This window comes from Mesorhizobium sp. G2-6-1, assembly GCF_055809095.1.
Genome location: NZ_CM147896.1, coordinates 2,560,493 through 2,584,450, shown reverse-complemented (window position 1 = coordinate 2,584,450; position 23,958 = coordinate 2,560,493). Strand labels below are relative to the sequence as shown.

At 56.0% G+C, this 23,958-nt stretch carries 16 protein-coding genes and 2 pseudogenes; 15 read left to right on the top strand and 3 right to left on the bottom strand.

Going from position 1 to position 23,958, the window contains the following annotated elements; all coding sequences use genetic code 11:
* Position 1 precedes the first annotated feature (1 nt).
* On the top strand, positions 2–2,086 hold the full coding sequence (locus tag AC0L7S_RS12460; RefSeq protein WP_473474283.1) for a hypothetical protein: 2,085 nt from the start codon (positions 2–4) through the stop codon (positions 2,084–2,086).
* A gap of 151 nt (positions 2,087–2,237) precedes the next feature.
* On the opposite strand, the gene choV is transcribed toward AC0L7S_RS12460, so the two are convergent.
* From choV to choX, 3 genes are all read right to left on the bottom strand, one after another.
* Positions 2,238–3,422, bottom strand: a complete 1,185-nt coding sequence (gene choV / locus AC0L7S_RS12455) for a choline ABC transporter ATP-binding protein (RefSeq protein ID WP_473471302.1) — start codon at positions 3,420–3,422, stop codon at positions 2,238–2,240.
* Positions 3,419–4,273 carry a choline ABC transporter permease subunit gene (gene choW / locus AC0L7S_RS12450; RefSeq protein ID WP_473471300.1) on the bottom strand — a complete coding sequence of 285 codons (855 nt, stop codon included), beginning with the start codon at positions 4,271–4,273 and terminating at the stop codon, positions 3,419–3,421. Before choW ends, choV begins: the two co-directional genes overlap by 4 nt.
* Positions 4,274–4,484: 211 nt before the next feature.
* Complete coding sequence (gene choX, locus AC0L7S_RS12445; RefSeq protein WP_473471298.1) at positions 4,485–5,420, bottom strand: choline ABC transporter substrate-binding protein; 936 nt, start codon at positions 5,418–5,420, stop codon at positions 4,485–4,487.
* Between the two features lie 209 nt (positions 5,421–5,629).
* Between choX and AC0L7S_RS12440 the strand changes: the two genes are divergently transcribed.
* From AC0L7S_RS12440 to AC0L7S_RS12375, 14 genes and pseudogenes are all read left to right on the top strand, one after another.
* Complete coding sequence (locus AC0L7S_RS12440) at positions 5,630–6,241, top strand: thymidine kinase (RefSeq protein WP_473471296.1); 612 nt, start codon at positions 5,630–5,632, stop codon at positions 6,239–6,241.
* 203 nt (positions 6,242–6,444) lie between these two features.
* The gene (gene rpsU, locus AC0L7S_RS12435) at positions 6,445–6,708 is read left to right on the top strand and encodes a 30S ribosomal protein S21 (protein ID WP_473471294.1); all 264 of its coding nucleotides are present in this window, start codon (positions 6,445–6,447) and stop codon (positions 6,706–6,708) included.
* A gap of 340 nt (positions 6,709–7,048) precedes the next feature.
* Positions 7,049–8,141 (top strand): annotated as a pseudogene (locus AC0L7S_RS12430) (hypothetical protein).
* A gap of 84 nt (positions 8,142–8,225) precedes the next feature.
* Complete coding sequence (locus AC0L7S_RS12425; RefSeq protein ID WP_473471292.1) at positions 8,226–9,374, top strand: hypothetical protein; 1,149 nt, start codon at positions 8,226–8,228, stop codon at positions 9,372–9,374.
* Positions 9,375–9,425: 51 nt separating this feature from the next.
* On the top strand, positions 9,426–11,336 hold the full coding sequence (locus AC0L7S_RS12420) for an AAA family ATPase (protein WP_473471290.1): 1,911 nt from the start codon (positions 9,426–9,428) through the stop codon (positions 11,334–11,336).
* Positions 11,337–11,382: 46 nt separating this feature from the next.
* Entirely contained in the window at positions 11,383–12,687 is a 1,305-nt protein-coding gene (locus AC0L7S_RS12415; protein WP_473471288.1) for a DUF6638 family protein, read from the top strand.
* A gap of 21 nt (positions 12,688–12,708) precedes the next feature.
* Entirely contained in the window at positions 12,709–13,899 is a 1,191-nt protein-coding gene (locus AC0L7S_RS12410) for a DUF2333 family protein (RefSeq protein WP_473471286.1), read from the top strand.
* A gap of 243 nt (positions 13,900–14,142) precedes the next feature.
* Positions 14,143–15,822 (top strand): formate--tetrahydrofolate ligase, encoded by a 1,680-nt coding sequence (locus AC0L7S_RS12405; protein WP_473471284.1) that lies wholly within the window; start codon positions 14,143–14,145, stop codon positions 15,820–15,822.
* A 211-nt stretch (positions 15,823–16,033) separates the two neighbouring features.
* Positions 16,034–17,086, top strand: a complete 1,053-nt coding sequence (locus AC0L7S_RS12400; RefSeq protein ID WP_473471282.1) for a peptidase M14 — start codon at positions 16,034–16,036, stop codon at positions 17,084–17,086.
* A gap of 6 nt (positions 17,087–17,092) precedes the next feature.
* The gene (locus AC0L7S_RS12395; RefSeq protein ID WP_473471280.1) at positions 17,093–18,346 is read left to right on the top strand and encodes a DUF2254 domain-containing protein; all 1,254 of its coding nucleotides are present in this window, start codon (positions 17,093–17,095) and stop codon (positions 18,344–18,346) included.
* A 226-nt stretch (positions 18,347–18,572) separates the two neighbouring features.
* Positions 18,573–20,763 (top strand): annotated as a pseudogene (locus AC0L7S_RS12390) (anthranilate synthase).
* Between the two features lie 17 nt (positions 20,764–20,780).
* Positions 20,781–21,695, top strand: coding sequence for a cation diffusion facilitator family transporter (locus tag AC0L7S_RS12385; RefSeq protein ID WP_473471278.1), 915 nt, complete (start codon positions 20,781–20,783; stop codon positions 21,693–21,695).
* Positions 21,696–22,021: 326 nt separating this feature from the next.
* Positions 22,022–22,321: a putative quinol monooxygenase gene (locus AC0L7S_RS12380; RefSeq protein ID WP_473471277.1), complete on the top strand. Its 300-nt coding sequence runs from the start codon at positions 22,022–22,024 to the stop codon at positions 22,319–22,321.
* Between the two features lie 284 nt (positions 22,322–22,605).
* Complete coding sequence (locus AC0L7S_RS12375; RefSeq protein ID WP_473471275.1) at positions 22,606–23,694, top strand: AbrB family transcriptional regulator; 1,089 nt, start codon at positions 22,606–22,608, stop codon at positions 23,692–23,694.
* Positions 23,695–23,958 lie beyond the last annotated feature (264 nt).

Genomic DNA, 23,958 nt, shown 5'->3' with positions numbered 1-23,958 from the left:
GATGAACTGGTCGATTTCCTTCGAACCGCTCCTCTCATGGCCATTGCTTGCCATCATATTCGTTCCGCTCGCAATTCTGGCAGTTGCCGGTCTGTGGTTTCGCCAGCGTGGTGCGATCTTTCGCACCATTGCATTGGCCGCGCTCGCTGCCGCCCTGCTCAACCCTGTCTTGCTCGACGAGGAACGAGAACCGCTTAAAAGCGTCGTTGCTGTCGTTGTTGACCGCAGCCAGAGCCAGGATATTGGCGAACGCAACAAGCAGACGGACGAGGCGCTTGAGGGCATCAAGCAACGACTGGCCCGCTTCAAGCAGTTTGACGTGCGCGTGGTGGAAACCGGCAAGGGCGAAGTGGCCAGCGATCGCACCGAAACAAGGCTCTTTTCTGCACTGCAAAGTGCTGTTCGCGACGTACCGCCTTCGCGTATCGGCGGTGCGGTGATGATTACCGATGGTCAGGTTCATGACACGCCAACGGGGACGCCGGAATTCAATGCACCCCTTCATGCACTGATCACCGGCAATGAAAACGAAAGAGACCAACGTATCCGCTTCGAGAAAGCCCCGCGTTTTGGTCTGGTCGGCAAGCCTCTCGACCTGACTTACCGTGTGCTTTCGACCCCGAGGCGATCCGGCCCGATCGATGTTCGCGTCTTGGTCAATGGCGAACTGGTTTCGGTAGAGCGCGCTTTTATCGGTCAGGAAATGCCGTTACAAATCGTCGTTCCCAATGCGGGACGCAACATCGTTGAACTGGCAATTGCCAAACAGGACGACGAACTTACCGACGTCAACAACCGTGCCATTGCGTTGATCGACGGCATTCGCGAAAACATGCGGGTTCTGCTTGTTTCAGGCGAACCACATGCGGGCGAGCGGACATGGCGCAATCTGTTGAAGTCCGATGCCTCGGTCGATCTCGTTCATTTCACGATTCTGCGTCCCCCGGAAAAGCAGGACGGCACACCGATCAATGAACTATCCCTGATTGCCTTTCCAACGCGCGAATTGTTCGTGGAAAAGATCGACCAGTTCGACCTGATCATCTTCGACCGCTATCAGCACCGCGACGTGCTGCCGATCCTCTATTATGACTACATCGCGCAATATGTTGAAAATGGCGGCGCGCTGCTGATTGCCGCGGGGCCGGAATATGCCGGCGAAAGCACGATTGCCCGCACACCTTTGATGGCGGCTCTTCCGGCAATGCCGACCGGCCAGGTGATCGACAAGGCGTTTTATCCGCGCCTTACAGATATCGGCCAAAGGCATCCGGTAACACGCGGTCTCGACGGGTCAAGCGCAGAGCCACCGCATTGGGGGCGATGGTTTCGCACCATTGGCGTGGAAAACCCGGAAGGCGAAGTGGTTATGAAAGGTGCCGACGACCTGCCCCTGCTTGTGCTCGATCACAAGGGTGAAGGCCGCGTTGGTATGTTGCTTTCCGATCAGGGGTGGCTTTGGGCGCGCGGCTATGAAGGCGGCGGGCCTCATGTTCAACTCTACCGGCGGCTGGCGCACTGGCTGATGAAGGAGCCGGAACTTGAGGAGGAACGGTTAACTGCCGATGGACGCGGCATGATGCTGGACATCCGCCGCCAGACGATGACCGACGATCCGGGGCCAGCCCAGATCATTGCCCCGTCTGGCAAGACAATGACGGTGAAACTTGAACAGTCAGAACCCGGCGTGTTCACCGGCAGCATTGAAACGACGGAAATCGGTCTCTACCAAATTGGCAATGGCGACCTGTCGGCGCTGGCCCATGTCGGCCCGGTAAACGCGCCCGAATTCGCAGATGTCGTCTCGACTGAAAACGAACTGCGACCTGTGGCAGAGGCAACAGGCGGCAGCATAAGGCGGCTCGCCAGCTCATCCCTGGTTGGCTCTGGAGATGGCGTTACCTTGCCATCGGTCGTTCCGGTGCGCTCAACCGGCGATGCATCGGGCCGCGATTGGATCGGTTTCAGGACTACCAATGACAGCGTACTCAAAGCTGTCTCGCATGTGCCGCTGTTCGGCGGTTTCCTCGGTCTGGGTCTGCTGCTGCTCGCTTTGGGAAGCATGTGGTATCGGGAAGGCCGCTAAGCACCTTTAGGAAAATGCGCAGCCGCTTTCCATCCAGAATTACATGAAAACAGATGCTTGGAGCGGCTCCTTGATTCTGTCAAAAGCTGAACCGCTCAAACACGATTACACGCAAACTGTCATAGTTTTCGCATGCACGCCTTCGCGGATGCTACTTTCGCAGCACCGCGCTCAACACATCACGAATGCCGATTGAGCCCACAAAACGCGACTGGTCGTCAAACAACGCAACCGGCGCAGTCTGTGAGCGGTGCATGGCAAGCATCACGGTCTTCAACGATGTTCCAGGTGTTGCCCAAAACACCTGCACCTCCTCTTCAGGCCCGTTGTCGATCTCATCGCAAGACACCCAGACCGCAGGCTTGCCATTGCGTTCTGCGTCCACGACAAGACCCTGCTTGTCGATCTTGAAGCGGGTTGTCTGGCGCCGGTCCAGCCATAGCCACCCTCCCCTTCCAGCCGCTTCGAGGTCTCGCTTGTCGCGCATGATGTTCCACGCGGTCAAAACGGACAAAGGATTCACATTGGAAATAAAATCGCGGACATAATCGTTGGCTGGACGCAAAACGATATCTTCCGCCGTTCCCGTCTGGACGATCCGGCCACCTTCCATGATGGTAATGTGATTGCCGATTTTCAGCGCTTCTTCGAGATCATGTGAAACGAAGATGATGGTTTTTTTCAATTCAGTCTGAAGTTGAAGCAATTCATCCTGCAACTTCGTGCGTATGAGTGGATCAAGCGCCGAAAACGGCTCATCCATCAAGAGAATTGGCGCTTCCGTTGCAAAGGCACGCGCCAATCCGACGCGCTGCTGCATGCCGCCGGAAAGTTCATGCGCGTATTTCTTCGCCCACTGATCGAGACTGACGAGTTTGAGCTGCCTTTGCACGCGCTCTGCGCGTTCCTTTTCCGGCACACCGGCCAGTTCCAGGCCAAAGCCGACATTTTCTTCCACCGTGCGCCACGGCAGAAGACCGAATTGCTGGAAAACCATTGCCACGCATTCGCGGCGAATTTTGAGAAGTTCCGCAGAAGAACAGGAAACGACATCGGCTGACCAGCCATCATCATAAACGATAACCTCGCCACGCGTGACCTTGTTCAACCCGTTGACGGCCCGAAGCAGCGTCGATTTTCCCGAACCCGACAGGCCCATGAGAACGGAAATCTCGCCCTCTTCGACCGTCAGGTTCGCACCGGCGCAGCCAAGCACATTGCCTGTCTTTTCCAGAATTTCGGAGCGGCTCGCGCCTTGATCCACCATGGACAATGCCTGGCGAGCGTTCTCGCCAAAAATGATGTCGACGTTCTTGAAATCGACCGCGACACTCATTTCTTGCCTCCCACACCGATACGGGTCATTCGGTCAAGCACGATTGCCAGAACCACGATTGCCAGCCCGGATTCAAGCCCGAGGTCGATCTTGCGCGAACCCAAGGCCCGGTTGATCTCGGTTCCCAGTCCTCCCGCGCCGATCAGGGCCGCAAACACCACCATCGAGAGCGACAGCATGATCGCCTGCGTCAGACCGGCCATGATGGTGGGAAGGGCCGAGGGCAGTTCGACTTTCCACAGCAGCTGGCGCTTCGTTGCACCAAAGGATTGCCCCGCCTCGATGATCGATTGGGGCACGGAGGTAACGCCAAGATAGGTCAGGCGAACCGGTGTCGGGATAACAAAAATGATGGTCACGACAAGTCCCGGAGCGTTACCCAGGCCAAACAGTGTCAGAACCGGAATCAGATAAACGAAGGTCGGCAACGTCTGCATCATGTCAAGCACCGGCAGCATGATGCGATAGACCTTGGGCTTGTGCGCAGCCCAGATGCCAAGGGGAACGCCGATGGCCATCGACACGGTCGCAGCAGCAACCACAAGCACCATGGTTTCGACAGTCTGCTTCCACAAATCCTGGTTGATGATGAAAACGAGACCGAGGAACACACCTAAAGCGAGAGGCTTGGAACGCTGTAAGAACCAGGCGATCAACGCAATGATAAATGCCAAGGCCACAGGTGGCACGACCAGCAACAGATCAACGGTTCCATCGAGAAAAAAGTTCAGGCCGTTCGAAAATGCACGCAGGGCCGTGTTGAAATTGTCCGTGAGGAACGTGAAAAACGCCTTACCCCATGCCCCGATCGGAATCTTATAGTCGATCAGAAATTGTGAAATTGGATCCATTCTGCCCCCTCGAATGCGCTTCGCCTCGCACCGGCACGCTGTAACCAAACCCAAAAAGGGCAGTTCATATAGGGAACTGCCCTTTGGTTTCAGTTCACACTAGAGCGCCGTGCGTCCAATCAGACGCACAAAAAACGCTCTATGTCTTTGATGGAGCATCGAGGCATTCCGAAAACCGGCAACCACTTTTCGGTCCGATGCTCCAGACAAATCAACTGCCAAGCGCGGACTTGACAGCCGCCGCAGCATCGTTGCCGTCAAACGCCGTAACACCGTCGATCCAGGGAGCGACAGCATCGGGATGCGCCTTCAGCCAGTCGCTTGCAACCGCATCAGCGTCTCCACCCTTGAGAATCGCGTCCATCATCTCGCCTTCCATGTCCAGATTGAACTTCAGATTGGAGATGAACTTGCCGACATTCGGGCACTCGGTGGTGTAGCCCTGGCGCACATTGGTATGAACCGTAGCCGCACCAAAGCCTGAATCGCCCATGCCATCAAGATAGGTGATATCCATCGCGCCCATGACAGGATGCGGGGTCCAGCCCAGGAATGCGATCCATTCATTGTTCTTCATCGACTGCTCGGCTTGCGTGAGCATTCCAGCTTCCGAGGACTCAACCAGATCGAATCCTTCAAGATTGTCGGCAGGGTTCTTGATCATGTCGAGGATGATGCGGTTGCCGTCATTGCCGGCCTCGATGCCATAGATCTTGCCGTTGAACTTGTCTTTGAACTTGCCAAGATCGGTAAGCGTCTTGACGCCAGCGTCCGCGACATAGGTTGGAACCACGATGCCATAACCGGCACCCGACAGGTTCTCGCTGATGGTCTCGACCGAACCGTCGGCTGTATAATCCTTGATGTCGTTGGTCATCGACGGCATCCAGTTGCCGAGAAATACATCGAGATCCTTGTTCTTCAACGATGCATAAGTGACCGGCACGGAGAGTTGGATGACATCAGGCTCATAGCCCAGTGCCGTCAGCAGCACGGAGGCCACGCCTGTGGTTGCCTGAATGTCGGTCCAGCCAACATCGGAAAGGCGAACTTTCTTGCAACTATCTGAATCTGCAGCAAAAGCCGCACTCGTAGAAACGATTGCGGCAACCCCGAGGGCTGCGACGAATGAATTCATACGCGACATGAATAGTCTCCCATTTACGATTCTTTTGGCTGAGCAGCTTTATATGCCTGCATTGGTATATCAGCCAAACACCATTTTGATATAGTTTCAAGCACCATGTATCTCAGATCGAGGTCTTGGCGTTCGATCTGCGACACAGATGTCCGTTTTTAGTGGAAGCAGGTAACCAGGCGCTACCCTCTCCACCATATTTGGGCATAAAGAACGACATGGCCAAGCTCTACTTCAATTATGCGACAATGAACGCCGGCAAAACAACCATGCTCTTGCAGGCGTCATATAATTACCGTGAGCGCGGCATGACCACGATGATGTTTGTGGCAGGCCACTACCGCAAGGAAGACAGCGGCTACATATCCTCACGCATTGGGCTCGAGGCTGAAGCGGAAATGTTTCGCGGCGGCGACGATCTTTACGCACGGGTAGCCGCACATCATGAACATACGACCGTCCATTGCGTGTTCGTCGATGAAGCCCAATTCCTCGACGAAGAGCAGGTCTGGCAATTGGCGCGTGTCGCTGACCGCCTCGGGATTCCGGTGATGTGCTACGGGCTTCGCACCGACTTTCAGGGAAATCTGTTTTCCGGGTCGCGTGCCCTTTTGGCGCTGGCCGACGATCTGCGCGAAGTCCGCACTATCTGCCGTTGTGGGCGTAAAGCGACAATGGTGGTTCGTCTTGGCTCGGACGGCAAAGTCGCAAGGCTTGGCGAACAGGTGGCTATTGGCAAGGATATCTACGTTTCCTTGTGCCGCCGCCACTGGGAAGAGGAGATGGGGCGCGTTCCCGTTGAAGACTTTGTTGGCTTTGCCGGGCAATAAACGGTGACAATTTGAGTTCAAATTAACACCCAAATTTCCCCATACAGTGCCAACGCATTGAATTTATAAAATATTTCGCGAGTGCGTGCATTTCACATCACTTGTCTCTATATATAGCATCCTGTTTACGCCAAATCGGTCGGGATCGATTCCCGAAGCGGTTTATTTTCAAATCAAATCAACAATCAGAAAGAAGGCATTCATTGCAGGTTCTTGTACGTGATAATAACGTTGACCAGGCTCTCAGGGTTCTGAAAAAGAAATTACAGCGCGAAGGCGTGTTCCGGGAAATGAAGGCGCGTCGCGCCTATGAAAAGCCATCGGAACGTCGCGGTCGAGAAAAGGCCGAAGCAATTCGGCGCACGCGTAAGGCAGCGCGCAAGCTTGCCATTCGCGAAGGGCTGATCGCTGGCCCCGTCAAGAAGCCGCGCCCCGATACGCGCACCCCGCGCCCAGCAACGACCTGATCCGGGTCATTCCAGTTTAAACGACATTCTTCGATCATCGGGTTCCATCCGATGATCGAGAGATTTCGGCTGTTTGACAGTCAGTCATCCCGGTGCGCGCGCTTTTCGCAATGCCATCGCTTGCGATGCCACAACCGTGCGCAAGACCAAACGTCACAATTCCAAACCTTAAACCGGCCCTCCCCTTTCTCCAGAATGATGCAGGTGTGCGTCGAAAATTCTGTTTTTGGCCCCTGATTCTGGCCGCTGAATTTCGGTTGCACCTTTCCATTGACCGGCACCACACATATATTCGCCGCTGCTTGCGATACGCGACCTCACACCGAAACTGGAGAGCACGATGGCGACATTGCAGAATTTCGATGCTGAAATTGCCAAGACCAAGAAGGTCGTCGAGGACATGCGCTCCAAGATCGAGCAGTCAGGCACCGTGCTTGATACCCTTGCACAGGCAGACAAGAAAATCGGCGATGCCGACTTCGACATCGAAAATGCCCGCATCGCGGATGTGCTGAAACAGCAAAAGACGATGGAAGGCAATATTGCCGATCTCATCATCGGGCTGGAAGACGCGACCAATGTTTTCGGCACCGAATTCGAGAGCATGAAGAATTATACGGGATGGGAAACCTTCATCGGCATATTTTCAAAGCAGCGCCAACAACGCATGCGCACCGATCGGGTTCGCAACATGTCGCTGGCCGGGAACTTGCAGGAATTGCTAACCAAGTCGGACACAATCGTCGGTATCCTCAAAGCCCAGAAAGATGTGCTCGACCAGCGTTACAAGACATCGGAAACCAGCCTCTCGCAAGTTATCGAACGCCGCAAGGCGACGATCGACAATTTGACTGCCACGCAAAAGCGCATCGAGGAACTGAACCCTCTGCTGCTTGATATCGAAAACAAGATCTCATCTTCCACCAACCAGATCGAACGAACGCAATTGGAAGGCGAGCGTTCGAAAATGGCAACCGAATATAACGAGAAACAGGCCAAGGAACAGGAGCTTCTGGCAGAGAGCCAAACGCTGGAACGCTATACCTCGATGTTCCAGACATTCGTGGATTCACTCAACAACCAGATTGCGGCCCAGTCGACGCTGATCAACAAATTGACGATAGATACCGAGCAACGCATCGTACTCTACAAGGCTTTGGAGGATCTCGCTAAAAACCGCCGCACAGCAGGATGTTGCCCACAAGATCAACACTTTGGGTAGTCAGGTCGATACGACCGCCGAACAAACCATGGCCGGGATCGGTGCTGCCTCACAAAAGCATATTGGCGATCTCTTGGAATTGCATGAAAAGAACATGGTGGCGACTGCGGACATCCAGCGCCGCAAGAAACTTGCCGATGATGCCTTTGCCCGCCGTTTCGACGATGTGTTGCGCAAGCACAATGCGGCTGACTACGTGCAACAATCGTAACGTGTTTAATTGAGAACCGGCTTGTTCGCTTGACCCGTTTGCACCTAGTCACACCCCCTCTGGCCTCGCTGCGGAGTTGTTTGCATGAGCGCCGAAACCGATGCTGCCGAGCGTTACTTTTCTGCCATCGAAGCGGCATTGCGCGGCCTCGAAGTGTTCATGCGTGACGACCGCTCGCCGCTCTATCGTCATGGCATTGTCGCAAAAGTCGTGGCCGAATATATAGCGCGGCTGGAAAAATCGTTTTCGTGCTGGCGCAATCGCCTGGGATTTCAGGACAGCTTTCGTATTTCACGCGCAGAAAGCGGTTTTCCGGTCTTCCAGAACCTGCTTGAACTCGAAAATGATCGCCGCCAGGCAGATGCCCGCCTCGCCAACATCCCACGTCCGGATGAGTTGCGAGAGGAAATGGCCGACTTCATTTTGCGTCACAAGGAATTTCCGCAAGCCTTGCAAAAGTCGATGGCCGAACGGCTTTATCTGGAAGACGCAAGAAGCAAGGAGACCTTCGGCCCTTTTACACTGGCCCGGACCGCCAAGGTGTCGGTCAACCCGAACTCCGGCCTGCCCTATTATCTCGTCCATTGGGCTGCATTCGATGGCACCGCAAACCTGCCGCTCGTCTATATGGTCACGGTCGAAGATTCTTCGCCCGCAATAGTCCGTCAGCTTGTCGATAACAATGCCAGGAAACTGAACGAAAAAGTTGAGATCCCCCTGCCTGTTGATGGGTTACTAAACCCGGAACTGGCCCATCGCTTCGACGATTTTACCGAGAAGAACTCCGCCTATTCACTGGCACCAATGACGATTGCCGTTAATCTCGACAAGGACTTCGAGGCGTTGCACCCCAAACAATTGCGCCGTGTAGTGCTTGGGCCTTTCTATACGGCAGGTATCACCGAAAACAACACAACCGTGAGCGAAGTGCTTTCCAAGGTGCGCAAACCGGAAAACGCCTGGCTGCTGACATGGACCATTCAAGAGGTCTATTCCAAAGGCGAGAAACCCGGCCGCAAGGGTCTGTTTTCCAGCGAGCAGACGACACAGGAATTCTTCATCAATACAGATGATCTGGAAGCCACAAGGCAGGGCGTTTCCGCATATGAAAGTCATGCCCTTATCCCGCACGAGGCATATCAGGTGCTTTACGCGGCTGGTGAAGCCCAGAAAATCTTTGCAGGATACAAGGTCCACATCCTGTCGAACGGGCATGTCATCTCCGATGTTTAGAACCAAATCTCTTGCGCAGGAAGTTAGGGTGCCATTTGCCCGGAGGACGCCATGGATACCGGCCTGACCACCATTCCCGAGGCGGAAATTGAAAAACACCGCGCCACAGCTCAAAGCTTCATCACGCGTATTGTCGTGCTGGAAGATTCGGAGCGCGAATCCGGCACAGCACTGGCTGGCAGCGGCCGCCGTTTTGTCTCGACGGTATCTACGGGTTCGGTGCGTCGCACCCGCGAGGTGGAACTGACAAGGGCGGTCGCCGCTGTTCATCCGGACGACCAGTTGCTGACCATTGCCCAGCACACGCTGCTTTTCCGGGCGCGCCGCGGCATTGCAATTGCTCTCGCCATCTCCGATGTTTTTGCCGAAGGCTCCAATCTGGAAAACCTTCAGGCGCAAAATGCCCGCGCACCACTGCAAGGCGATCAGGCGGCCACCTTCAAGAAATTACTCTCCGCCTCGGCCTATATCGCGGCCTTCAGCCTGTCTGCATACCTGTTCCAGTTGATCGACAGCGACGGTGAAGCACCCAACGACACACCTGAGCCGGACTTTTTGTTCGACACACCGCAAGATGCGGTCAAGGCAATCATTGCCGGGTTACAAGCAGCGATTGCCGGTGCCGGAGATGATGCTGACCTGATGAGCCGCGCACGGGCGTTCGCCCGTGTGGCCATAGACGGGCTGTTGGCGCGAAAAGGCCGTTTCGACGGGATAGGCCCCTTCGAGAACGCGCATATCCGCATCGACGCCGACGATTTTACCCTCGACGGCTTCGACGTAGCGCCGGGCAAAAAATCAAAACCGCTGGTCATGACCTTCAAGAAGCCGGAAGAAGTCGTCGGCAACCACATTGCAAAATACCAGTCGGTGAAACTGGCCAAAATGCTCATGGCCTATGACTTCGACCGCGAACTGAACCCCTTTGTCGAGTTGGGTGGATTTCTGTTCACTTTCATCGGCGACGGCGCCCCCGGCACCGGCAAGACGACCTTGATCCAGATGATCGCGGGGCTCGTCAACGACTACTGCCAAGTCGCCGGCTACAATTTCGTTTATGAGAATTTCGGCGTCGATCAGATCTCGTCCTATCAGGGCAAATCGGGTCAGAATTGCCGCCAGTTCATCTCCAATGTCTTGAACCCGCGCACCATCGGCTTCGGCACCATCGACGACATTGACCAGGTCGCCGCGCGCCGTTCTGATGACCGCGCCTCCGCCGGTCAGCAGGAAATCACCGGCGTATTGATGGATGCCTTTGCTGGCGCATCGACTGTGGTGCGCGGCAATTGCGCGTTCGGCATGTTTTCCAACTATCCCGAAAACGTCGACGATGCGCTGCGTCAACGCGCCAGCGCCCGCTGGCTGGTCGACGGGCCACAAACCCGCGACGACTACATCGACATATTCGTGCTTCTAGCTGGCAAGAACCACAAGATTCCGTTGGGAAAACACGAACTTTACGCAGCCCAGGAAATTCAACGCGCCATCACTGATGCCTATGAAGAGCACGAAAAGCCGCAGGAAGACGGCTTGAAGAAAGTCTATGATCGTTTCATGAAAGAAAATGGCGGTCCCAAAAGCCTGGCCGACGTCGGCACCTATCTGCATCTCATCAAAGAAGCCGAACCTCGCTTCACAGGCCGCTCGATCAAGAACGTCACCGACGCCATCAAGATGCGCGCCATGGATATCGAACTTCCTGACGAATGGTTTGAAACGCCGGAAGTTTTCATCCACAAGCCTTACGACGAAAAGAAAGCCATGATCGAGGAACTTCGCGGGCCGTTCTCACTCGCCATGGTGATGCAGGAGATCAATCGCTACGCCGATTCAGAATTCCGCTATTCAGACAAATCCGACGATGCGGCGGTAGAAAAGCTCTTGCGCGATACCCGCCTGCGCGAACGCGCCACGCGCGAAATGGAGGAATTGAAGCAAAAGGGCTTGTGGAATGCCTGACAACGCACGACTCACGGCCAATTTGTCCCACAAGGGGAAAAGGTAGATGGCGTCAGCCCCCCAATTCCCGCTCCTGCGCGACAACCAGTTGATTTATGGGCGGCTATTGGTTGTCGATGAACCTCACCTGATCGACCGCTACAACAAGGCGCTGGCGACATTTGGATTGCAACCTACGAAACTGGAACGCTTCGAGATCGATCGCACCGGTTTTTCGCCACAGGTAGCGCAAGAATGCGGCGACTATGACTATCTCGACCCCAATGAGGTCAACCGCCGCTTCATCATCCTGACGCCGTCGCAAATCGATTTGCCGGTGGTGCATACCGCCTTTTCAAACACATCGCAGTTGATGTTCGAATTCATGTCCAGGAACCAGCGCGCCATCGACGCGCTGACCATCAAGGACGTGATCTGTGGTGAGATCGACGATTCCATCTCGACAGTTGAAGATATTGAGGATCTTCTCTCGATCAATCAGGTAGAATTCAAGGTGCTGTCCGGCGAAGACGTGCTGGGAAAAGCCGCCGAACTTGGCAAACTCGTCGACAGGCTCAAGCAGGAGCCAGACGCGTGGCGTGACAATGCCATGCTGACACATATGGTCGATCTGGCAAGGATTTGCGGCGATATCCGCGAAAACGCGCTGGTGCCCGATCAGGTCATCTTTCGCCACAATGCCTATTGGACAAGCCATTTCGGTGGGCTTTACGTCTTTGTCGATGCGGACATGACGACCGTGATCGGCGATCCGTCGGCGCCGGGATTTCGCCGGTCGCGACCTTGGCAGGTGAGTTACCTGTCAATCCACAATGCTGAAAAAGTCTTCGGCTTCCTGGCCGGCTCGGGGCGCATCGAACTGCCTCGCGCCTCCTGGGTAGAAGCATCGGGCTATCTCGAACATCGCGCTGAAATGGTGGTGCGCTCACTCATCCGCGATTCAGAACCGAAGCGAAACCTGTCGGATGTCGACAAGGTCTGGCTGCAAACTTGGATCCACGGCCACGCCGACCTGATCAACAAGGACGGTAATTTTCCATTCCTCAATGCTGCCAAGCGTGAAATCTCTCAACTCGGCCACCTCAAGATAGAAGATGTATTGCCCGAGCGGAGGTTTCTGGTGATCCGCGCCAAACCCGATCATCCAGATGCCTGGTTGACCAACCGCTTGATCTCCGACTTCGTGCCGTCAGATTTCGTCTCACGCTACGTTTTCAACAAGCAGGGCTTTTACAAGGATTATGAGAACTACAGCGATGGATGGCGATCGCATGTTGTAGACATTCTCAAAACCACATATCTGAAAGACAAGGCGGCGTTGCGGACCCACCTTTACGGCCTGACCGATTGAACCGACGAGGGATAGACCACCATGCTTGATCCAATCATGAGTTTCTTCGCCATGGTTTTCCAGTGGATTGGCCGCGGTCTCGGTTTCATCGTCGGCATCATTGTCTGGCCTTTTGTATGGGCGGGACGCTGGTACACACGGCGCGGCTGGATTCTCAAATCAGGCGTTGGCGCTGCCCTTCTGGTTCTCGTCGGGCTCTACGGCTATTTCTTCTATGTCACGCAGTGGTGGACCAATTTCAACCCGGACTATCCAACCGCCATCGTCAAGACAGCCAGCCGCTCGCTTGCAGGCATACCGGTTGGCACGCAGGCAGCGGATGCCACTCAAACCGGTTCAGCTGCAACCGACAACAACAACGCAGCAGGCTTGGTAGACACCGCCCAGACCAAACCCGCGGCCACAAGTTGCCAGCGCTCGGCAATCGCAGACATTTCGGCGGATTTGATTGACTTCAACGTCAACCAGAATGCCTGGATATCGTCCATGGTTGTCTCGAAGCTGGGGTTGTTTGGCATCAATTGGCGCAGCACGCCGTTTTTCGACAACAAGGCTGCGTTCCAGCTCGGCATCAATCAGGTCATGCGCCGCACCACGACCGAGCTTGTCGATACTCTTGGGCGCGTGCGCGGCACCTCCCAGATCGACCAGAACCTTCAGGACGCCCGAACGGCGCTCGCCTGGGATGAGAACGCATGGTATATCGGTCTGCGCGGTCCCACCCGCCCCACACCCAGCGTCTACCGCCAAGCAATCGTCAAACTGCGTGCGTTCAACTCCAGTCTGGAAAAGTGCCAGTCAAACTTCGACGCCCGCGCTGACAATCTGATGCAGTTCCTTGATCGTATCGCCAGCGATATTGGATCAACCTCGGACATTTTGCGCGCTCGCATCGATGCCTCGGACGCAGGCTGGTTCGACATGCGTGCCGACGATCGTTTCTGGTTCGCTTATGGCCAGCTCTATGCCTATTACGGCATACTGGTAGCAACCAGTTCAGATTTCGCCGCCGTCATCGCCGAGCGCAACCTGACAACGCTTTGGGAGCGAATGGAACAGCAATTGCGCACATCGCTCAATGTCCAGCCATGGATCATTTCCAATGGCAACGAGTCGAGCGCCCTTTTTCCCTCGCATCTTGCCACGATGGGCTTCAACTTGCTCCAGGTCCGTTCTCATATTGTTGAAATCAGATCGGTGCTCGACCGTTAACACGCTACCATGGTGCAGCCTGTCGCATTTCGCGTATTTCGCGCCTGTTTTGAGACGGCAAACACGCGGCGCGCGGTTTTCTATGCGCGCCACGGAAGACGCATTGGTCTTCTAGAGCGTCGGACCGAAAAGTGGGTACCGGTTTTCGGAATTTCCCGACGCTCAATCAAAGCGATGGAGCGTTCTTCGTGCGTCTAATCGGACGCACGGCGCTCTGGACAATAAAATAACGAGGAACGCCTGATGGCCGAAGTAAAGTCTGACATTGAGATAGCGCGTGCTGCGAAGAAGCAGTTGATCCAGGAAGTTGGGTCCAAGATTGGCATTGCGACGGAGCATCTGCTTCCCTACGGCCACGACAAGGCGAAGGTATCGGCCAAGTTCATCAACTCGGTGCAAGGCAACAAGGACGGCAAGCTGATCCTTGTCACGGCGATCAACCCGACGCCTGCGGGCGAAGGCAAGACGACGACGACGGTTGGCCTTGGCGATGGCCTCAATCGCATCGGCAAGAAGGCAATGATCTGCATCCGCGAAGCCTCGCTGGGGCCAAACTTCGGCATGAAGGGTGGCGCGGCCGGTGGCGGCTATGCCCAGGTGGTGCCGATGGACGACATGAACCTGCACTTCACCGGCGACTTCCATGCCATCACCTCGGCCCACAATCTGCTGTCGGCGCTGATCGACAATCACATCTACTGGGGCAACGACCTCGGCATCGACACGCGCCGCGTCACCTGGCGCCGGGTCATGGACATGAACGACCGGGCGCTTCGGCAGATCAACTGCTCGCTGGGCGGCGTTGCCAATGGCTATCCGCGCGAGGCCGGCTTTGACATCACCGTCGCCTCCGAAGTGATGGCGATCCTTTGTCTTTCGCGCAATCTTCAGGACCTCGAAAAGCGCCTTGGCGACATCATCGTCGCCTATCGCCGCGACAAGACACCGGTCTTTGCCCGCGACATCAAGGCACCGGGTGCCATGGCGGTGCTGCTCAAGGATGCCATCCAGCCCAATCTCGTGCAGACGCTGGAGAACAACCCGGCCTTTGTGCATGGCGGCCCGTTTGCCAACATCGCGCATGGTTGCAACTCGGTGATGGCAACGACAACGGCGCTCAAGCTGGCCGACTATGTGGTGACCGAGGCCGGCTTCGGCGCTGATCTGGGAGCGGAGAAGTTCTTCAACATCAAGTGCCGCAAGGCAGGCCTGAAGCCTGCCGCAACCGTCATCGTGGCAACCGTTCGCGCCATGAAGATGAATGGCGGCGTCAAGAAGGAGAACCTTGGCACCGAAGATGTGGAAGCCGTGCGCAAGGGCTGCCCGAACCTTGGTCGTCATATCGAGAATGTGCGCCAGTTCGGCGTCCCGGCAGTGGTTGCCATCAACCATTTCCACTCCGACACGGACGCCGAGATCAAGGCGCTGAAGGACTATGTCGCGGAGATGGGCGAGGAGGCGATCCTGTGCAAGCACTGGGCGCATGGCTCGGCCGGTATCGAGGAACTTGCCCACAAGGTGGTGTCGCTTGCGGAATCGGGCGCTTCGCAGTTTGCACCGCTTTATCCCGACGACATGAAGCTGTTCGACAAGATCAACACCATCGTGCAGCGCGTCTATCGCGGTTCGGAGGCGATTGCCGACAAGAGCGTTCGCGACCAGCTTCATACATGGGAGCAGGCAGGTTATGGCAATCTGCCGGTGTGCATGGCCAAGACGCAATATTCGTTCTCGACGGACCCGAACCTGCGCGGTGCGCCGAGCGGGCACACGGTTGCGGTGCGCGAAGTGCGCCTGGCAGCGGGTGCGGGCTTCATCGTCGCCATCTGCGGTGAGATCATGACCATGCCGGGCCTGCCCTCCAGGCCATCGTCGGAGAACATCCGTCTCAACGCCGACGGCGACATTGAAGGCTTGAGTTAAACGACCGGCCCCGTAAAAGCCTGTCGCCCAAAACCGCTCGCTGCACACTTTTGGACGACAGGCATCAAGGCACAATCATCTCGAACAAAAGGGCGGGTGCCAAAACACCCGCCCTTCTTGTATGCGGCTAATCACATCCTGACCATCGCTGGCATATCGACAATAACCACGCGAAATGCCAAAGCTTTCTCTATTGAGAGAGTGCGGGTCTATGGAAAAATCAATCGAGCGTATCACTGGCGATAGCGACGGAATTTCCTACGAATTTCCGGTGTTTCGCTTCACCGGCTCGTCACCACAGGCACCTTCTGCCTATTTGCAGGCCGCTCTTCATGGCGGAGAATTGCCGGGCACCGTCGCCATCGACGCGCTTATGCCCATGCTTGCCAAGGCCGAAAACGAAGGGCGCATTCGCGGCTCGATCACGCTCGTACCGTGGGCCAATCCGATTGGCCGCAGTCAATATATTCTCGGCGACCATCAAGGCCGCTTCCATCTTGGCACGCGAACCAATTTCAACCGCGACTTTCCATTGATCGAGCACCCGGACGCAGGGCTCCTGCCACCGGATTCGGCACTGGAAACGGCGGACCAGCGACTCAAGACACGCCTTTTGAAACTGTCCGTCGGCCATGAAATCGTGCTCGACCTGCATTGCGACGACGAAGGCGTGGCATATCTTTATGTGCCGCAAAAACTATGGCCGGCAATGGCCGACTGTGCCACCGCAATGGGTGTCGAAGCCGTCATTTTGTGGGCCGATACCAGCGGCTCCTCATTCGATGAGGCGTCGCTTCATCCCTATCTCAAAGCTGACAGCGCGACACTGAACAGGCTCGCGGTGACTACCGTCGAATATCGAGGCATTCTCGACGTCAATGGAGGTTTTGCCCGCTCCGATGCCGATGGCCTTTATCGCTTGCTCGTTGCCCGTGGCATTATTGCAGACCCTTCCCTGCCCGCCCCCGGCGCCTTCAAGGGACTGGTCGCACCGCTGGAAAACATCGACATGATGCCCGCGCCAAAGGCAGGTGCCGTCCTCTACGATGTAAAGCCCGGTGATCACGTTGCCCAAGGCGACCGGCTTGCAACCATCGTCCACGCTCCCGGTGAACCGGGCGGCAGGGTAGAAGTTCTGGCTCCCCAGCCCGGCTACATCCTGACACGCCGCTCCCATCGCCTGACACGCGCAGGCGATGCTCTGCTAAAACTGGTAGGCAACGCACGAAGCACGGATGCGCGAAGCGGCGCGCTGGAGGACTGAAGCGGCATGATCTCAAAATGGGCGTGGCTGTGGCGACTTCTCTCGCGGAGACTTTGGTTTCGCGCCTCTTTGATCTCGTTGCTGGCAATCGGTGCCGCATTGCTGTCACTGTTGATATCCCCGTATCTGCCGGCGGGATTGTCCACCAGCATCGGCGCGCAGGCGGTCGACCGTATTCTCGACATTATCGCCTCCAGCATGTTGGCCGTCACGACCTTTTCGCTCAGCACCATGGTCGCCGCCTATTCGGCCGCGACGAGCAATGTCTCACCGCGCGCAACGAAATTGTTGATCGAAGACACCACCACCCAGAACGTGCTGGCCACATTCGTTGGTTCGTTTCTCTACAGTCTGGTCGCTATCATCACCTTGTCGATGGGGGCTTATGGCGATCGTGGCCGGGTGGTGCTGTTCGTCATGACCATCGCCGTCATTCTCCTGATCGTCATCACGCTACTACGCTGGATCGACTATCTTTTGCGGCTTGGCCGTGTTGGCGAAACCACAGATCAGGTTGAAGAAGCGACAATTCGCGCCATGCGGAGACGACAGAACAAGCCATGCCTGGGCGGACAACCGCTGCACGACCCGGAAAATGGCATTCCGGATGGAGCACATCCCGTCTTTCCTGAAAAGATCGGCTATGTGCAGCATGTTGACACATCAAAGATCGCGGAATGCGCGCGCCGCCAGAAGGGAACCATCTATGTGGTCGCGCTGCCCGGCCGGTTCGTCGATCTGCGCCGTCCGCTTGCCTGGTGTTCAGGCTTCGACGACACCGACAATTTCAAGGAAATTCGCAGCGCGTTTTCCGTAGCTGACGAACGCACCTTCGATCAGGACCCGCGCTTCGGCCTTTCCGTCATGGCTGAAATCGCATCGCGCGCACTCTCCTCGGCAATCAATGATCCCGGAACAGCCATCGACGTTATCGGTCGCGCCGTCAGGGTTTTGTCGATATGGGCAAACAAGGTGGAAGAAGAAGAACCCCTGTATCCTGAAATATGGGTGCCCGAAATCACTGTCGATGAACTTTTCGATGACATATTCGCGCCAATTGCCCGCGACGGTGCCAATCTGGTCGAAGTCCAGATCCGGTTGCAAAAGGCTTTCGCGGCACTGGGCCGAACCGATGATGAACGCTATATTCAAAATGCCCAGAAGCATTCCCATCAGGCGCTTGCACGCGCCGAAACGGCGATGCCATTCGAACACGACATAGAGCGTGTGCGCCAGGCTTCCCAAGCCGTACGCGCCTGAGCAACTGAGAAGCGAATTCGGATTCCTCTTGCCCGTGTAATCATTCACAGCTATGGAATTTACATGAACACGCATTCCAAAAATACGACTTGGTGGTGGGCCAGCTGACAGCGGCCTCGTAAACGCGTGCGCGTGAACATGGATGATGGCCGCAACGGAAAGTCCGGGCGGCCATTTTGTATTCTGCACCCCGGGTCCGTTGCGCAAGCAGCGAATGGAGACGGCAATGACGGTTGAAGTTTTGAACAACGGCGCTGAACGCTATGTCACCGAAGGTGGCATCACGGTCACCCGCCAGCGTCATGACCGGCCATATGCCAACGCGATTGAAACTTACATCGATAGTTTGAACGAGCGCCGCGGAGCGGTTTTCTCGTCAAACTACGAATATCCGGGCCGTTATACGCGCTGGGACACCGCCATCATCGACCCACCGCTGGTGATTTCCGCGCACGGACGAGATATGCGTATCGAAGCGCTGAACGCGCGCGGTGAAATGTTGTTGCCGATGATCGGCAAGTCACTGTCAGATCTGCCTGACGTGGCCATTGTGGAAAATACGGCGACACTTATCCAGCTTGAAGTCGCCAAGCCGACGCGGGTTTTCACTGAGGAAGAACGCAGCCGAGCCCCTTCTGTATTCACGGTTCTGCGTGCGGTGACGGCTCTGTTCAAGAGTGCCAACGATGCCAATCTTGGCCTCTACGGGGCGTTTGGCTATGATCTGGCCTTCCAGTTCGACCCTGTGGAATACAAGCTCGCCCGCAAGCCGAGCCAACGCGATCTGGTTCTGTTTCTGCCCGACGAAATACTGGTGGTTGACCACTATTCGGCGAAGGCATGGACCGACCGCTACGACTATTCAGGGGCAGATTTTTCTACTCAGGGATTGCCGCGTGAAGCAAAGACGGAACCGTTCAAGCCAACAGAACAAAAACCACCTCGCAGCGACCATGAACCTGGCGAATATGCCAATCTGGTGCGCAACGCGATGGATAGCTTCAAGCGCGGCGACCTGTTCGAGGTGGTGCCCGGCCAGATGTTTTATGAGCGCTGTGAATCGGCACCGTCCGATATCGCCCACAAGCTGAAAACCACAAATCCCTCGCCCTATTCCTTCTTCATCAATCTCGGTGAAGGCGAGTATCTGATTGGCGCCTCGCCTGAAATGTTCGTACGCGTCAACGGACGGCGCGTCGAAACCTGCCCGATCTCCGGCACCATCAAGCGCGGCGACGACGCCATTTCCGATTCGGAACAGATTCTCAAACTGCTCAATTCAAAGAAGGACGAATCCGAACTTACCATGTGTTCAGACGTCGATCGTAACGACAAATCGCGTGTTTGCGAGCCCGGCTCCGTGCGCGTTATCGGGCGTCGTCAGATCGAGATGTATTCCCGTCTCATTCACACGGTCGACCATATTGAAGGCCGCCTTCGCGAGGGCATGGACGCTTTCGATGCCTTCTTGACGCATGCCTGGGCCGTCACCGTTACCGGTGCGCCAAAACTATGGGCAATGCGCTTCATCGAGCAAAACGAGAAATCGCCACGCGGCTGGTATGGTGGTGCCATCGGCATGGTTCATTTCAACGGCGATCTCAATACAGGCTTGACGCTGCGCACCATCCGCATAAAGGACGGCATTGCAGAGGTGCGCGCAGGCGCAACCTTGTTGTTTGATTCCGTCCCAGAGGACGAGGAAGCCGAAACTGAACTGAAGGCATCTGCCATGCTCTCCGCGATCCGCGACGCCAAGACCGGGAATTCGGCAAGCACTGAACGAGCTACGGCTCGCGTCGGTGAAGGCGTCAACATTCTGCTGGTCGACCACGAGGATCTCGTTCGTCCACACGCTGGCCAATTACTTTCGCCAAACCGGAGCCAATGTCTCGACCGTGCGAACGCCCGTGGCCGAAGAGGTGTTTGATCGCCTGAAGCCCGACCTTGTGGTGCTGTCGCCCGGACCGGGAACGCCAAAGGATTTCGACTGCGCGGCCACGATCAGGCTGGCGCGCCAACGCCAATTGCCGATCTTCGGCGTATGCCTTGGGCTACAGGCGCTGGCAGAGGCCTATGGCGGCGAATTGCGCCAATTGAGCGTACCGATGCACGGCAAACCATCGCGCATCCGGGTGCTGAACCCCGGCATTATCTTTTCCGGTCTGCCAAAGGACGTGACGGTTGGGCGCTATCATTCGATTTTCGCCGACCCGGCGCGCCTTCCCGAAGAATTCGAGGTTACGGCAGAAAGCGAAGACGGAACGATCATGGCCTTCGAGCACCGGGAAGAACCTGTCGCGGCCGTCCAGTTCCATCCCGAATCCATCATGAGCCTTGGCCACGATGCCGGTATGCGCATGATAGAAAACGTGGTTGCGCACCTTCCGCGCAAGGCCAAGGAAAAGGCGGCTTAGGCTTAAACGTGACTGTCGTGACATCCACTTCAAAGCAAAAGATCGCCAGTCTTGCCTTCTGGTCGATCGCGGTTGCATTCGCAGTGATGGGGCTGAAATTTATCGCGTGGCGCATGACCGGATCGGTCGCGCTATATTCAGACGCGCTGGAATCGATCGTCAATGTCATTACAGCGGCAGCAACTTTCTGGGCCATCCAGATCAGTCATAAGCCAGCCGATCAGGATCACCCGTTCGGGCATCACAAGGCCGAATATTTTTCAGCCGTGCTCGAAGGCGTTCTCATTGTCGTGGCCGCCCTGCTGATCATCACGCAGGTCTGGTATTCTCTCCAAAACCCGGCACCGCTTGAACAACCTTGGGAAGGTCTTGCCATCAATGGTGTCGCCGCGCTCGCCAATGCGGTATGGGCGTTCATCCTCATCCGTTTCGGGCGCCAGGCAAAATCACCGGCCCTGGTCTCCGACGGCCAGCATATCATGACCGATGTGATAACTTCCGCTGGAGTCATTATCGGCCTTATCGCGGCTGTTCTCACCGGCTGGCACGTACTCGACGCGCTACTGGCGCTTGTCGTCGCCTTGAATATTCTCTACCAGGGCTGGAAGATCACAGGTGAATCGCTGAACGGTCTCATGGATCGCGCGGTCGATACTGACGAGCACATTCGTATCCGCGACATAATTTCGGCCAACTCAAAAGGTGCGCTGGAAGTGCATGATCTAAAGACGCGCATCGCCGGCAGGGCCACGTTCATCGAGTTTCATATGGTGGTCGATGCGGCCATGTCCGTGGGTGAGAGCCACGTCATCTGCGACCGTATCGAACACGCACTGCAATCGGAAATCCCTTCGGTGCGGGTCACTATCCATGTCGAACCCGATGATGAGGCCAAACTGCCCAAGGGGACCGTCGCAGTCCCGTTCGCGTAAAGTGCATCACGCATCAAGAAATTCGTGTAGCGCGCTTTAAGGTCAGGAAGCGTGCAAATACAAAACCTTACTCTGGCTTTCTGAATCAATTTATTCAAACACATCCATACGTGTCAATTTGTGCTACGTTGAAGATTGGGCTAAATCGTTCATCCAAAGACATCAGAAATGAGGAAGCTTGGCCGCACATGAGATAAACCATACACTTGGATCCATATTGACCACCCTGGCACAACTGGCGTAGGCGCAAAGACTGAACTATTTCTATTTATAACCGTTGCAATCACACCGATATTCCTTGGAAACACCATACGAAGGAGGATTGGATGTACGGCTTGATCGGCAAGATGCGCGCCACACCGGGAAAGCGCGACCAACTGCTTCATCTCTTACTTGACGCCACCCATGCCTTGCCCGGCTGCCTGAACTATATCGTCGCGCGCGACCCGGCCGACACAACTGCGCTGTGGGTAAGCGAAGTATGGAAGGATCAGGAAAGCCACAAGGCTTCGCTGGCCTCGCCTGAAGTCCAGGCCGCAATTGCGCTTGCCAAGCCGCTGATTGCTGGCGTCGAGTTCCAGATCGAAACCGATCCGGTCGGAGGTTTTGGACTGCCGGACACCTGATACATCTTGAATCTGAAGAGTTACATGCAGAGCATTTTAGACTTGTCCATGCATCTCTTGGACCCAAAACCGCTGCACTTTTTGGGCGGCATGCATTCAAGCAATTCCATGAAAAATATACAGCGATTACCCGTCCGTGATCGCATGAAAACAAATACTTGGAGCAGTTCAGTGATTCAAATTAATGCTGAACCGCTGTAGGTCAGCGGCACTGACATAGGCGCAAATCCAATCTGCCGTGGCGAAGGCTTCGCATTCGACCATGTTCGGTCTATGACCCGCATATGGATCAATCTTCCCAACCGCCATCCATGGAGCGCATGGCTCGCGCGCATCCGGGTCTCCAGTGGCTCATCGTTCTGGTGGTGTCATCTCTGTTTGCCGCAGGATTGCAACTGAGCGCCATGCCCGCGGCATTGCTCCTCGGGCCGATGCTCGCCGGCATAGTTGCTGGAACGAATGGTGCGACGGTGCGCGTTCCAAAGGTCGCGTTCGCAGCCGCCCAAGCGATAGTTGGCTGTCTCATCGCCACTGCGATCTCACGCGACATTTTCACAGTTTTCTATGCCGACTGGCCGTTGTTTCTTGGCGTCGTCATGGCAACACTCGCGGCGTCCAGCCTGCTTGGATGGCTGATCAGCCACTGGAAGATCATGCCGGGAACCACCGGCGTTTGGGGTTCGTCGCCGGGCGCCGCGACAGCCATGGTATTGATGGCAGGAGCCTTTGGCGCTGATGAACGCCTTGTCGCCTTCATGCAATATCTTCGCGTAATTTTCGTTTCCGTTGCCGCCGCACTCGTTGCCAGAATGTGGATCGACACATCAGGCATCGAAATCCCGGCGACTGTCTGGTTTCCCGCCCTTCATCCGCAGGCATTTGCAGCCACCCTTGCAATATCCCTGACCGGGTCGCTCGTCGGCCATTGGTTGAAACTGCCCTCGCCCTATTTCCTCGGCACAATGATCCTTGGCATTACGCTCCATCTTGGCTTTGATGTCGAACTTCAATTGCCGGAATGGTTGCTGGCTGCCAGTTATACATTGATCGGCTGGGCAATAGGTCTCAACTTCACTCGACAGATCCTTCGTCATGCAACGCGCGCACTGCCACAAATAATTGGTTCGATCCTGATCCTCATAGCGTTCTGCGGCGGTCTCGGCTGGCTGATCAACCACACGCTGGGCATCGATCCGCTAACAGCCTATCTGGCGACCAGTCCTGGCGGCATGGATTCCGTCGCAATTATCGCGGCTGCCGCGCAAAACGTCGACATTTCCTTCGTCATGGCCTTGCAGACCATGCGCTTCATGGTCGTCTTGCTACTTGGTCCGGCCGTCGCACGGCTCGTCGCACGAACTTTGCGAAGTTAATGAATATCGCCGAAAAGTGTGCAGCGGTTTGTCAGACAACGACATGCACAAAAACAAGGGTTTGAAGCACCCTGCATGAATCCCTTTAGAGCGCGATGCGGAAATGTGGAGCCCGGCTTTCGACCCGAACCAAAGCAACAGGTCTTGCCTCGCTCCGGTCGCTCCTGTATGAGGCTTGGCATGACTACGCGCTCTGCATCCATCGTTTCCCGTCCGCCCGGCTTGTCCGGCGAGGCTTTGCGTGCGCTCACCTCGACTTTGCTA